Origin of the sequence: Providencia sneebia DSM 19967, assembly GCF_000314895.2 — a bacterium.
Classification (GTDB): Bacteria; Pseudomonadota; Gammaproteobacteria; order Enterobacterales; family Enterobacteriaceae; genus Providencia; species Providencia sneebia.
On the sequence record NZ_CM001773.1, the window covers coordinates 1,327,753 to 1,339,630 of the forward strand.

Annotated in this window: 14 protein-coding genes; 2 read left to right on the forward strand and 12 right to left on the reverse strand. The window is 38.6% G+C overall.

Features of this window, described 5'->3' with window-relative positions; genetic code table 11:
• Positions 1 to 55: 55 nt before the first annotated feature.
• The 9 genes from hemW to rsmE form a co-directional block, all read right to left on the reverse strand.
• Positions 56 to 1,195, reverse strand: coding sequence for a radical SAM family heme chaperone HemW (hemW, locus tag OO7_RS05265; protein WP_008914930.1), 1,140 nt, complete (start codon positions 1,193 to 1,195; stop codon positions 56 to 58).
• On the reverse strand, positions 1,188 to 1,781 hold the full coding sequence (locus OO7_RS05270) for an XTP/dITP diphosphatase (protein ID WP_008914931.1): 594 nt from the start codon (positions 1,779 to 1,781) through the stop codon (positions 1,188 to 1,190). Before OO7_RS05270 ends, hemW begins: the two co-directional genes overlap by 8 nt.
• A 15-nt stretch (positions 1,782 to 1,796) precedes the next feature.
• On the reverse strand, positions 1,797 to 2,381 hold the full coding sequence (locus tag OO7_RS05275) for a YggT family protein (protein ID WP_008914932.1): 585 nt from the start codon (positions 2,379 to 2,381) through the stop codon (positions 1,797 to 1,799).
• Positions 2,382 to 2,399: 18 nt separating this feature from the next.
• On the reverse strand, positions 2,400 to 3,221 hold the full coding sequence (gene proC, locus OO7_RS05280; RefSeq protein WP_008914933.1) for a pyrroline-5-carboxylate reductase: 822 nt from the start codon (positions 3,219 to 3,221) through the stop codon (positions 2,400 to 2,402).
• Between the two features lie 10 nt (positions 3,222 to 3,231).
• The gene (locus OO7_RS05285; protein WP_008914934.1) at positions 3,232 to 3,927 is read right to left on the reverse strand and encodes a YggS family pyridoxal phosphate-dependent enzyme; all 696 of its coding nucleotides are present in this window, start codon (positions 3,925 to 3,927) and stop codon (positions 3,232 to 3,234) included.
• Between the two features lie 124 nt (positions 3,928 to 4,051).
• A complete protein-coding gene (gene ruvX / locus OO7_RS05290) occupies positions 4,052 to 4,471 on the reverse strand; it encodes a Holliday junction resolvase RuvX (protein ID WP_008914935.1) in 420 nt (139 codons plus the stop codon).
• The gene (locus OO7_RS05295; RefSeq protein ID WP_008914936.1) at positions 4,471 to 5,034 is read right to left on the reverse strand and encodes a YqgE/AlgH family protein; all 564 of its coding nucleotides are present in this window, start codon (positions 5,032 to 5,034) and stop codon (positions 4,471 to 4,473) included. Before OO7_RS05295 ends, ruvX begins: the two co-directional genes overlap by 1 nt.
• Positions 5,035 to 5,150: 116 nt before the next feature.
• Complete coding sequence (gshB, locus tag OO7_RS05300; RefSeq protein WP_008914937.1) at positions 5,151 to 6,098, reverse strand: glutathione synthase; 948 nt, start codon at positions 6,096 to 6,098, stop codon at positions 5,151 to 5,153.
• 9 nt (positions 6,099 to 6,107) lie between these two features.
• Positions 6,108 to 6,839: a 16S rRNA (uracil(1498)-N(3))-methyltransferase gene (gene rsmE, locus OO7_RS05305; protein ID WP_008914938.1), complete on the reverse strand. Its 732-nt coding sequence runs from the start codon at positions 6,837 to 6,839 to the stop codon at positions 6,108 to 6,110.
• A 510-nt stretch (positions 6,840 to 7,349) separates the two neighbouring features.
• Between rsmE and OO7_RS05310 the strand changes: the two genes are divergently transcribed.
• Positions 7,350 to 8,174, forward strand: coding sequence for a prepilin peptidase (locus tag OO7_RS05310; protein WP_008914939.1), 825 nt, complete (start codon positions 7,350 to 7,352; stop codon positions 8,172 to 8,174).
• A gap of 29 nt (positions 8,175 to 8,203) precedes the next feature.
• On the opposite strand, the gene OO7_RS05315 is transcribed toward OO7_RS05310, so the two are convergent.
• Positions 8,204 to 8,848, reverse strand: a complete 645-nt coding sequence (locus OO7_RS05315; protein ID WP_008914940.1) for a DsbA family protein — start codon at positions 8,846 to 8,848, stop codon at positions 8,204 to 8,206.
• An 83-nt stretch (positions 8,849 to 8,931) separates the two neighbouring features.
• Complete coding sequence (locus tag OO7_RS05320) at positions 8,932 to 9,804, reverse strand: MBL fold metallo-hydrolase (protein WP_008914941.1); 873 nt, start codon at positions 9,802 to 9,804, stop codon at positions 8,932 to 8,934.
• A gap of 122 nt (positions 9,805 to 9,926) precedes the next feature.
• On the opposite strand from OO7_RS05320, the gene OO7_RS05325 reads away from it, so the two are divergent.
• A complete protein-coding gene (locus OO7_RS05325) occupies positions 9,927 to 10,847 on the forward strand; it encodes a LysR family transcriptional regulator (RefSeq protein WP_008914942.1) in 921 nt (306 codons plus the stop codon).
• Here the strand turns inward: OO7_RS05325 and OO7_RS05330 are convergent.
• Complete coding sequence (locus tag OO7_RS05330; protein ID WP_008914943.1) at positions 10,821 to 11,756, reverse strand: LysR family transcriptional regulator; 936 nt, start codon at positions 11,754 to 11,756, stop codon at positions 10,821 to 10,823. The genes OO7_RS05325 and OO7_RS05330 overlap by 27 nt on opposite strands.
• Positions 11,757 to 11,878: the final 122 nt, after the last annotated feature.

Consider the following 11,878-nt stretch of genomic DNA (forward strand, 5'->3'; position numbering starts at 1 on the left):
TACCGCTATTTATTAGCGGTAAGTATGATAGAACTGAATGGGTGGCAAAAGAAGGTTATTCTTCGCCTAAGAAAAGTTCTAATAGCGAATTGAGAAATAATTTGCCATGTTCTGTGATCTGCCATTCTGTTTCTGTTTGCGTGATATAACCTTTGGCGATCGCCTCATCTATTTGTGCTCGAACGGTGGATTCTGCCAACCCTGTAAATTCACTAAACTCTGCTCTTGGCATTGCTTCTAATAGACGCAAGCGGTTCATAAAGTATTCAAATGGGCGATCTTGTGCTTCCACATTATAGGATTGCTGCATGTAGCGGCCTTCCATATAGCCTCGTGGATGCTTAGTCTTAATAGTGCGAATTATTCGCCCATCATTAAATGAAATTTTTCCATGAGCGCCGCAGCCAATTCCTAGATAATCACCAAAACGCCAGTAATTGAGATTATGTTCACACTGATAGCCAGGTTTTGCATAAGCCGAGGTTTCATATTGTTGATAACCTGCGGCAGTCAGTAATTTATGGCCTTCGGAATAGATTTCCCACAAAGTATCATCATCAGGCAATGTTGGCGGGCGCGATCCAAATTGGGTATTTGGCTCAATAGTTAATTGGTACCAAGATAAGTGCGGAGGTGATAATTCAATTGCTTGTCGTAAATCAGATAAGCCTTCACTTTGCGTTTGTGAAGGTAACCCATGCATCAAATCTAAATTAAAGCTGCGTAAATTAAGCTCGGTGGCTAATTTCGCAGCGCGTTTTGCTTCATCAGGACCATGGATCCGCCCCAAAGTGATCAATTTATCATTGCCAAAACTTTGTACGCCAATAGAAATTCGGTTTATGCCTGCTTTCTGGTAACCAGAAAAGCGGTCTGCTTCGACTGTACCCGGATTAGCTTCCATCGTGATTTCGGCTTGTGGATCGAGATTAATGCGTTGACGTACACTATCCATCAACATCTGCATTGATTCGGCACTCAATAAACTTGGTGTTCCTCCGCCAATAAAAATGGTTTTGACAACGCGATCACCAACAAGCTCTGCATCAGTATCTAAATCTTGCAATAAGTGCTCAACATACTCTCGTTGTGGGATTTCTCCTTTGAGAGTATGGGAATTGAAATCACAATATGGGCACTTTTGTACACACCAAGGAATATGAATATACAAACTAAGAGGAGGGAGCTTAAGCATTCTTGAGTGCATCCAATAGCATAGCGAGTGCTTTACCTCGATGTGAAATAGCTTGTTTTTCAGATTTGCTTAATTCAGCTGAAGTGCAATTTAATTCCGGAATATAAAATATGGGGTCATAACCAAAACCGCCTTGTCCACAAGGTTGCTGGGTGATAACACCATGCCAGCGGCCATGAAAAACTAATGGTGTTGGATCATTAGCATGTTTTAGATAAACAAGAACACAATTAAATTGCGCCTGACGTTGACCATCAGGCACAGATTTCATGGCTTCTAATAATTTATGTAAATTCTCTTCGTCACTGGCATCTTCACCTGCATAACGGGCAGAGTAAATGCCTGGTGCTCCCCCGAGAGCATCAACGGAAATACCCGAATCGTCAGCAATTGCAGGTAAGCCCGTTTGTGCTGCGGCATGACGTGCCTTTAAAATGGCATTTTCAATAAAGGTTAATCCTGTCTCTTCCGCAGATTCAACGCCTAGCGTTGTTTGGGCGATAATATCCATCCCAAAATCGCGTAAGAGATCCGCAAGTTCATTGACCTTTCCGGGGTTACCGGTCGCTAAAACAACTTTTTGCATGATTAACAACCTTTTTTACATCACACCAACAGAATAAAGAATGCTCGTTAATGTTTGGTCAATCATGACAGAGACATCCAAGCGTAGATAATTCAAAGCAATCAAAATAAACATCACAATCATAGCGGAGAAATCTAATCCACCCATTGCAGGAATAATACGGCGGATAGGGGCCATTAATGGTTCAGTTAATTGATATAGCAGAAAATCGATAGGGTTACGGCCTTGGCTGACCCAACTGAGGATTGCTCTGACAAGGATCATCCAGAAAATCAATTTACCGATATAAGTTAGAAGTAAAATAATACCGATCGGCACGATGCTAATACCTAGAATAGGTAAGGTATTCGTTGCCCATAAGCAAAAAACAATATTGGCGATTGTTAAGACAAACGCCACAATCATTGTTGCAGTATCAACTGGACCAATCGCGGGAATAGCACGGCGTAATGGACCCACTATTGGTTGAGTAATTTTAACCACAAATTGAGAAAAGGGATTATAAAAGTCTGCTCGCACACATTGCATCCAGACACGCAATAATAAAATAAAAACATAAAGCTGAATGATGGTTGTAACCACGAAAAGTAAGGTCTGCATGTCAAGTCCCGTTGTTAATTAAAAAAGTTTTTCCATTTCTTCCGCTCGATCAATCGCACTTTGCATGGCTTTGGCGACTATCTGCGGAAGGTTGTGGTCATAAAATTGTGCTAATGCCATTGCTGTTGTTCCACCTTTAGAGGTGACTTGCTCACGTAATGTAGCAAATGGAGTATCGTTTTGCGATTTTGCTAATTCAATCGCACCTTCAGCGGCATTTAAAACTAATGCGCGTGCTTGTTCGGGTGTGTAACCTAGTTTTTCTGCTTCTTGTTGCATGGACTCCATAAACAAAAAGAAATAGGCGGGTGAGCTGCCTGTAACTGCAATAATATTGTTAATTTCGTGCTCTTTTTCACACCAAATGGTTGAACCAACACTAAGCATTAGCTGTTCTGCAAATTGTTTATCTTCGGCATTGATATTCGAGTCAGCAAATAAACCGCTAACACCTTTTCCAACCAAAGACGGGGTATTTGGCATAATGCGAATAAGTCGCAAAGGTTGTGCCAAATATTCGTGATAACGTTGTGTAGGAATACCAGCAGCAATAGTGAGTACGAGCTTTTGGCTAAAATCAACGGCTGTTTGCAAAGGCTCGCAAACCTCTTTCATCATTTGCGGTTTTACTGCAAGGACAATCACTTCAGCTTGAGTCGCTGCGGCTAAATTATCGCTGCTACTAATCACACCATACTGCTGTGCTATTTTATCGCGGCGTATTGGTGTTGGTGAACAAACTGTGATCATTGAGGCCGGATATCCATGGCTAACTAATCCCGCGATAATTGCATTAGCCATATTTCCAGCACCAATAAAAGCAATTTTACGATGTTGCATGCGGTTCTCCTTACGATTTGGTGTAATCACGAGCACCAAAAATAGCCGTTCCAATACGAACAAGCGTTGAACCGCAATGAATGGCAGCTTCCATATCATCTGTCATGCCCATAGAAAGGGTATCTACAGTAGGATAATGAGTTTGCAATTGCTGATACGCTTGCTCCATTTGATGAAAGGCAGCACATTGGCGTTCATAGTGAGTTTCTGGTGCGGGAATGGTCATTAGACCACGTAATATTAGGTTTGGCATTTGACTAACTTGATGAGCCAGTTCATCGAGCTGTTCGAGTTTTATGCCCGATTTGCTATTCTCATCACTGATGTTGATCTGGATGAGAACATTCAGAGGGGCTTTATCATTAGGGCGTTGATCATTTAAACGTTGCGCTATTTTGACGCGATCAAGGGTGTGGAACCAGTCAAAATGTTCAGCAACTAGCCGGCTTTTGTTAGATTGAAGTGGACCAATAAAATGCCAAGTAAGTGGGTATTTATCGGCGAAATATTGAATTTTTTCAACGCCTTCTTGCACATAATTCTCACCAAATTGGCGTTGGCCTGCGGCAATTGCTTCCAAAATTGCTTCACAAGGTTTCGTTTTGCTAACCGCAAGCAATGTAATATCTTGTGGCGAGCGCTGGCATTGTTTAGCCGCTTGTTCAATACGCGTTTTTACATTAGAGATATTATTTTGAATGGTCATGATGTTATTCAATAAGACTAGGTTGATAATCAACAATGCCCATAGTGTAAAGCATATTGCGAGATAACGGCACCTCTGCATACATGGATTGACAAAATAAGATCAAGAAACATGATAGTTTTCTTTAACTATGTTGCTCAAACCAACTTTCAAGAATGATGACGGCAGAGGCAGAATCCACTTTTCCTTTACTGAGTGCGCGATAACCGCCACGTTCAAAGAGACCTGCTTTGGCTTCTACAGTAGAAAGTCGTTCATCATGAAGCTCAACTTTGACGCCAAATCGCCCGTGAATACGGTTAGCAAAATTACGTGCTTGGCTGGTGACTAATTGCTCAGTACCATCCATATTCAGGGGTAATCCCACAATGACTAACTGGGGTTGCCACTCTTTGAGTAATTTTTCTATTTGTGACCAATCAGGTCTGCCATCATGGGCTTTTAATGATGTCAAAGAACGCGCTGTCCCTGTAATTTCTTGACCAATAGCCACGCCGATACTTTTTGTGCCAAAATCAAAGGCGAGAAGTGTTCTACCTGACATTATGCGTGACCTGCTTGCATCGAAATGGTTTGAATATTAACCCCTAAAAGGTTAGCCGCAGCTGTCCACCTATCTTTGATTGGCGTATTAAAAATCAGTTCTGGATTAGCTTCAACAGTTAGCCAGCTATTTTCCATTATTTCGCTTTCTAATTGCCCAGGTTTCCAGCTGGCATACCCTAAAGCAACTAATGATTGTTCTGGGTGATGTTCGCTCGCAAGTGTTTCGAGGATATCTTTTGATGTCGTGACCATCATATGTTCGTTTAGATGCAAGCTTGAAGCAAAACCTTGTACTGGCGTATGGATGATAAAACCATGCTCTTCTGCAACAGGACCACCAGCAATGACAGGTTTAATGAGATTATGCTCATTGGTTTTCGTTGAAATGGGAATATCTAATTTTCCGAGCATAGTGCTTACCGAAAAATCATCTATTGGTTTATTGATAACAATTCCCATTGCCCCTTTTTCGTTATGTTCACAGACATAAACAACAGAGTGTTCAAAATAGGGATCTGTTAAAGAAGGCATCGCTATCAAAAAATGATTTTGTAAATTCATAAATTTCAGCTCTATTTAGCTCTATGTAGGAAATGATCCAGATGAATATCAATAATATTTATCCGTTTTTGTTTCTTGAGAAAGGGCGTAAATACACCTTTTCTCAAGATGTTACATTATTTTTTAATATCTTGCTCAATAGCATCCATCAGCATACCAGTGATAGAAATATCAAAAGTTGCTTCAATTTCACGGGCACAAGTTGGGCTAGTCACATTAATTTCAGTTAATCTATCGCCAATGATATCAAGGCCGACAAAATATAAGCCTTTTTCTTTAAGTGTTGGTGCAACAGCACGTGCAATAGCCCAATCACTCTCACTCAGTGGACGCGCTTCACCACGTCCACCCGCAGCTAAATTACCACGAGTTTCCCCTTGTGCAGGAATACGCGCAAGGCAATAAGGAACGGGTTCACCATTAACGACGAGAACGCGTTTATCACCTTCTTTAATTGCAGGGAGATAATTTTGTGCCATGCAAAAACGAGAGCCGTGTTCAGTGAGTGTTTCAATAATAACACCCACGTTAGGATCATCTTGTTTTAAGCGGAAAATAGAAGCGCCGCCCATGCCATCAAGTGGTTTGAAAATCACATCACCATGTTGTTGGTGGAATGCGCGCAATTGTTTTGCATTACGTGTAACCAAAGTATCTGGCGTTAATTCAGGGAACCAAGCTGTAAAGAGCTTTTCGTTACAGTCGCGTAAGCTTTGTGGTTTGTTAACGATAAGTGCGCCAGCTTCTTCCGCTCTTTCAAGAATATAGGTCGCATAGATAAATTCAGTATCAAATGGGGGATCTTTGCGCATTAAAATGGCATCTAGATCACCAAGCGCAATATCTTGTTCACTGTGAAATTCATACCATTTATTAGGATTTTCTTCGACAGTGATAATTTTGGTTGTTGCGCGAGCTTCACCTTGATGTAAATAGAGATCATTCATCTCCATATAATGAATTTGATAACCACGACGTTGAGCTTCCAGCATCATAGCAAAACTAGTGTCTTTCTTGATTTTAATGGATGAAATAGGATCCATTACTATACCGAGCTTGATCATTTTTTCTCCTTAGCCTAGATCACCAAAACGCACTTGTAGTGCTGTGATTGCGGTGAGCGCTGTGGTTTCTGTTCTTAATACTCTTGGCCCCAACAGAATATCTGTAAATTGATATTTTGCTGTCATAGCGATTTCATCTTCACTTAACCCCCCTTCAGGGCCGATAAGTAGTCGCACTTTATTTAATTCAGAGGGAAGTGTATTGATACTTTGTGTGGCTCTTGGGTGTAAATTTACCTTAAAAGCTTCATCTTCTTCAGCACACCAAGCTTCAAGAGATTGGATAGGCCGAATGAGTGGAATTTGGTTACGGCCGCATTGCTCACAAGCTGCAATAGCAATCTTTTGCCATTGTTGTAATTTTTTTTCGAGTCGTTCAGCATCGAGACGAACACCGCAACGTTCTGATAATAAAGGTGTGATAGTATTAACACCCAACTCAACTGATTTTTGGATAGTAAACTCCATTTTTTCACCTCGGGACATGACTTGCCCTAGATGTAAATCAAGAGGAGATTCTCTATCATTAAGTTGTGAGTTAACAATAAACACTGAAATATGTTTTTTGGTTGCTTCTGTGATTTCACCACTAAATACATGGTTACTGCCATCAAATAGCTCCAGCATTTGACCTGATTTCATGCGAAGTACGCGTCCCACATGATTAGCCGCATCATCATCAAGAGAAATAGTTGTATTAATTTTTAGTGGTTCAGGGTGATAAATGCGTGGAACTCGCATAATTTTTCCTTAAAAAGCAAGGTTAAAGTCAATATTTAAAATAATTTGCCAGTTTTCTAAAATCAGCTGTACAAGTTCGTACGGAAAACAGTACTTCTTCGAGAACTAGAGATTTCGTCAATTATAAGATAACTAGCAATAAGACATTGGGGCGAACATGTCTAAATACAATGGTGATATTGCCATAATTCGGGGTGTTGTGTTGCTGATTAATGGCGATTGATTGTATTTTTGACATTTGTACTGCCTAATTATTTTTTCTACCAGATAGTCATATGTCTTAACTGGAACTTGGGTAATTAAAAATGTATTGGTTCATTTTATAATGAATGATTAAAAATTTGTAGTATTATGAGAAAAACATTTTCAGAATAAATGAAATATCAAAGTTCAACATTATAAATAATAATAAAAATAAACTGCATTATATCATGATATTAATATTGGGAAATAAACAAAGTCACAGTATATTAACAGCTCATATCCATAATGGAATACGGAGAATGAGTAATGAATACAATTGAATTATTAATAAATGAAATAATGATTGATTTATTTTACTTTCCATTTGATTTTTTTGAAAAGATGATGTCACTAATTTGCTCTGCACAAGAGCCTAACCAAGAGTGCTGTTTTTTAAATCGCATAAATAAATTGGGAGTGTTTGATTTTATTACACATAGATGTGTATATGAGATATCACTCATTTTTATTTTGGCGATATTTATAGCAAAAATAAATCAAAATATATTGAGATATATTCCTGAAAAGTATTTTGATAAAAAGGGTTTTTATATTAAATATAAATGGTTTTTATTATTATATTTATTAGTTGTATTTGTTTTTCTTATTCTAAAATTACAGTTGATAAACATCCTATTTTTAATGGTATTTATCAACTGTATTGTTTCTTTATTTATTATTGATATCAAAATTGGTTATTTACCGGATGTTTTAACTTATCCATTATTATGGTGTGGATTGATTTATCAAACGTGTTCATCAGAAGGAAATGTCGTTTCAGCCATTTATGCTGTGGTTATTAGTTATCTTTTTATTATGGTTATAACGACAATAACTGAGCAGGTTCGCCAACGTCCGCAGATGGGAAGAGGGGATTTTAAATTAATTGCGGCCTGTTCTGCTTGGCTTGGCTTGATTAAATTGCCGCTATTTTTAGCGGTAGCAGCGAGCTTAGGCGGGATACATTATGCTATTGCTTACTTGATTTCACGAAAGAAAACAATAGATTATATCCCGTTTGGCCCTGCGATTATTGTGAGTTCAGCGTATTGGTTGTTTGCGCCATTAATTTATAAATTTATTTTTCTATAACAAAATAGCGTTGTATTAGTGAGATAAATTTAATTATTTTTGGCAATTAAAGTCTCTAAAAAACGGTGCCACTTTTCACTATCCCCTAAATAATTCTGTAATGGAATACGTGACCAGTGATCCGGTTGCTCGACGAGTAATGTCGGGAAGCCGGAAGCACCTGATTGAGTCAGAAGTTGGCGGCTATAACCAATATGCTCATCTAGAGCAGCACCTTGAAAATGGGCATAATTTTTCTGGTATTGCATTTCATCTAAGCCGATATCTTGCGCTAATTGAGCTAATACTAGCGGGTCGTTGACATGTAAACCTAAAACATAATGAGCATGTTGAAGTGTTCTTAACATCGTTAATGCTTTTTGCTCTTTCTCAGCGGCCAGAATAGCTTGTAAAGGTGGAGCAGAATCAAGCACCAGATCCGGTTCTTCTAACATTTTCAGGTAATCATCACCAAAAACTTGGCCAGTCATTGCCGTAATGCGTTTATCTGATTGTTTTATGTGCTCACGAAATTGTGCATTCATGTGTAGGCGAGACTCTCCAGCGAGCATACCGCCACCATGAAGTACTAGCTCAATATTTGGATGAGCATCAGCAATTTCAATGAGTGGAGATGCTGCATAGCACCAGCCACAAAGTGGATCATAAATATAATGTAATGTAGTTTTACTCATTTTTTTACCTTTAACTTCTTATAATGTCGTAGCTTATTCAGTTCATTTCCTAAGCTACGACAATATTATTTATTCTTTTGATTCTATTGAGGCCACTTCATCTCACCTTTGATAACTTTGGCGCTAAGTTCTAAGCTAGATTTGTCCTCAAGGTTAGGATATGCCTCTGCCATATTGCTAATCAGTGCGTTGGCGTCTTTGCTTTTATCTGCCATTTTTTCAAATGTAGTTAAATAATTTTGCGTAAAGGTCACGGCACCTAAACCCATTTTGGCTTCACCAACAAAATGTCCCGGTACAACAGTGGTTGGTTTTAATGCTTGAATACTTTCAAGTGATTGTTGCCAATGTTGGCGTGATTCTTTGGTTTGAGTATCAGCAATCCAAACATGAATGTTATCTGAAACTAGAACACCACCGACAACTGCTTTTAGTGCTGGAACCCAAACATAAGTGCGGTCAGGCGCTGGGCCATCAGTACCTTTAATGTATAAAGTTTCACCATCAACAGTAAAGCTATCACCTTGAATAACATCTGGAACAACTAAAGCTGACGGAGCTTCATTTTTAAGAATTTCACCCCAGTAGGCCAATTTACCGTCTTTGGAGGCTTTGATCGCATCAACGGTTGCTTGGGTTGCGACAACTTTTGCTTCGGGAAAAGCTTGAGTAATCGTATCAAGACCAAAATAGAAATCTGGATCTGAATGGCTAATATAGATAGTGGTTAGTTTTTTATTTAATGCTTTTATTTTATTAACAAGTGCTTGAGCATCATTTTTTTGGAATTGCGCATCAATGAGAACCACTTCATTATCACCACTGATAATTTCGGAAGAAACAGGGAATACACTGTTATTACCCGGATTATAAACATCTAATTTAAGGTTTGCAGAATAGGCAAAAGTGGTGCTCATCATTAGTAAAGTTGTAGCAGCGACTGTATGTAATTTCATAATTTATTCCTATAAACGATAGTTGGTATGCATGTTTTGCTATGGAATGTATATTAAGTTGCAATAATGAAAAGAAAAACACCATAATAAGCAAATCTTTGTTGCATAAATCGGTGAAATAGATGGATAGACTAACCGCAGTTCAAGTTTTTATTAGTATAGTCGAACATGGCAGTATGAGTGCAGCGGCAGATAAACTTGATATGTCACGAGCAATGGTGACGCGTTATTTATCTGAGATGGAGCAGTGGGCTGGTGTTCGCTTATTAAATAGAACAACCCGCCGTTTAAGTCTTACCTCTGCTGGTGAAGGTGTTTACCAGCAAGCATTGCAACTTAATGCACTATCTTTAACATTGCCTGTTCAACAAAAATATGATGCAAATGAATTAACGGGATTAGTGAGAATTAGCTGCGCCCAATCCCTTGCAAGCCAAGTTCTTTCAGAGGCGATTACCGAATTTTTAAATCAGTATCCTAATATGGCGATTGACCTCAATATCACGAATAAGGCGATAAACTTAGTAGAAGATCGCATTGATCTTGCAATAAGGATCACTAATCAGTTAGATCCAAGTTTAATTGCTAAACCGCTTTCAACCTGCCATTCCGTTATTTGTGCTGCTCCTGCATTTTTTAAAGATAAAAAAATGCCACAAAAGCCAGAAGATTTAATTCCCTTAGAGTGTTTAACCTATAATTTTTTTGGGCGTAGCTTGTGGAATTTTGAAAAAGAGGGAAAACTTTCTTCTGTATTAGTCGGTGGGCGATTAAGTGCAAATGAATCTGTCTTTTTAGCACAAGCCACTTTGAAAGGGGCGGGCATTGCTATGCAACCTTATTTATCAGTAAAACAGTATCTTGAATCAGGTGAGTTAATTCAATTATTGCCAGATTATACCTTACAACCTCTTGGTATTTATGCTGTTTATACCAGTCGACAAAATATGCCAACCACATTAAGAGCTGTGCTCGATTTTCTTGGTCATTGGTTTAAAACGTCACCTTATTGGTTATCATTGATGGAGCAGGGCAGACGTTAAATTGTGTTCTATCCGTTTAAATGATTGTTGTAAATACTGAATAAATATCTCTGATAATTGTGATGACGGACGATGAATGGGCTTAATTAAGCTTACAGTAAATGGGATTGAAAAGCTTAATGGTCGAATGACTAGCTTACCATTTGATTGATTATGGAAGTCCTGTGCAGTAATGGGATTAACAATGGAAATACCAATACCTTTTAAAGCCATGGCGCAAATAGAAGATGCCGAATGGGTTTCCATAACCATTTTACGGTTTATTCGATGTTGAGAAAAAATAGTATCAATCATTTGACGGTAATTATCAGTCAAAGATAGGCTGATAAAGCGTTGATTTTGAAAATCAATAGGAGACAAAATAGGCTTTTTTTCAAGTGGATGCCCTTTAGGCAGGACACAAACTTCATTGAGTGAACCTAATGTTATTTGTTCCGTTCCAGCGGGTGTTTGTAAATGTTCAGTTAAACCAACATCATAGCGCTGTGCTGATAACCACTCTTCAAGTACGGGGGATTCTTGCGGTATCACGGTTAAATTTACTTCAGGGTAATCCTTCATAAATAATTGGCAGATTTGTGGAAGGAGTGATTGAGCAAAAGCAGGTAAGCAGATAATTGAGATTTGTGCATTATCAAAGTGGCGAATAGTTTGCGCACTATTTTTTATTCTATCTAATCCATAATAAGAGCGTTCAACTTCTTCAAAAAAACGTAGCCCTTGCGCTGTAGGTTTTAACCGCCCTTTGATGCGATCAAAAAGCTTAAATTGTAATAAATGTTCAAGCCTTGCTAATTCTCGGCTGATGGTTGGCTGAGAAGTATTCAGAACAATGGCTGCCTCTGTTAAGTTTGGTGTAGTCATAACGGCGCGAAAAATTTCGATATGTCGCCAAGAGAGTGATTGCACTGTTACTTATCCTTCTGCTTCTTCTATATCAATAATGAATAGACTTTAGCAAAATAGATATTTTTTTCCCGCTTTTTCTCTGAATAATGGAGTAATACAAAATAAAAATAGACTGACGAGAA

Excerpts from the sequence above, each read along its gene's own strand:
- OO7_RS05325 (WP_008914942.1), top strand. The coding sequence starts at position 9,927 with ATGGATAGACTAACCGCAGTTCAAGTTTTTATTAGTATAGTCGAACAT.
- rsmE (WP_008914938.1), bottom strand. The coding sequence starts at position 6,839 with ATGCGAGTTCCACGCATTTATCACCCTGAACCACTAAAAATTAATACA.
- ruvX (WP_008914935.1), bottom strand. The coding sequence starts at position 4,471 with ATGTCAGGTAGAACACTTCTCGCCTTTGATTTTGGCACAAAAAGTATC.
- OO7_RS05275 (WP_008914932.1), bottom strand. The coding sequence starts at position 2,381 with ATGCAGACCTTACTTTTCGTGGTTACAACCATCATTCAGCTTTATGTT.
- hemW (WP_008914930.1), bottom strand. The coding sequence starts at position 1,195 with ATGCTTAAGCTCCCTCCTCTTAGTTTGTATATTCATATTCCTTGGTGT.
- OO7_RS05285 (WP_008914934.1), bottom strand. The coding sequence starts at position 3,927 with ATGACCATTCAAAATAATATCTCTAATGTAAAAACGCGTATTGAACAA.
- proC (WP_008914933.1), bottom strand. The coding sequence starts at position 3,221 with ATGCAACATCGTAAAATTGCTTTTATTGGTGCTGGAAATATGGCTAAT.
- OO7_RS05295 (WP_008914936.1), bottom strand. The coding sequence starts at position 5,034 with ATGAATTTACAAAATCATTTTTTGATAGCGATGCCTTCTTTAACAGAT.
- OO7_RS05310 (WP_008914939.1), top strand. The coding sequence starts at position 7,350 with ATGAATACAATTGAATTATTAATAAATGAAATAATGATTGATTTATTT.
- OO7_RS05320 (WP_008914941.1), bottom strand. The coding sequence starts at position 9,804 with ATGAAATTACATACAGTCGCTGCTACAACTTTACTAATGATGAGCACC.
- gshB (WP_008914937.1), bottom strand. The coding sequence starts at position 6,098 with ATGATCAAGCTCGGTATAGTAATGGATCCTATTTCATCCATTAAAATC.
- OO7_RS05270 (WP_008914931.1), bottom strand. The coding sequence starts at position 1,781 with ATGCAAAAAGTTGTTTTAGCGACCGGTAACCCCGGAAAGGTCAATGAA.
- OO7_RS05315 (WP_008914940.1), bottom strand. The coding sequence starts at position 8,848 with ATGAGTAAAACTACATTACATTATATTTATGATCCACTTTGTGGCTGG.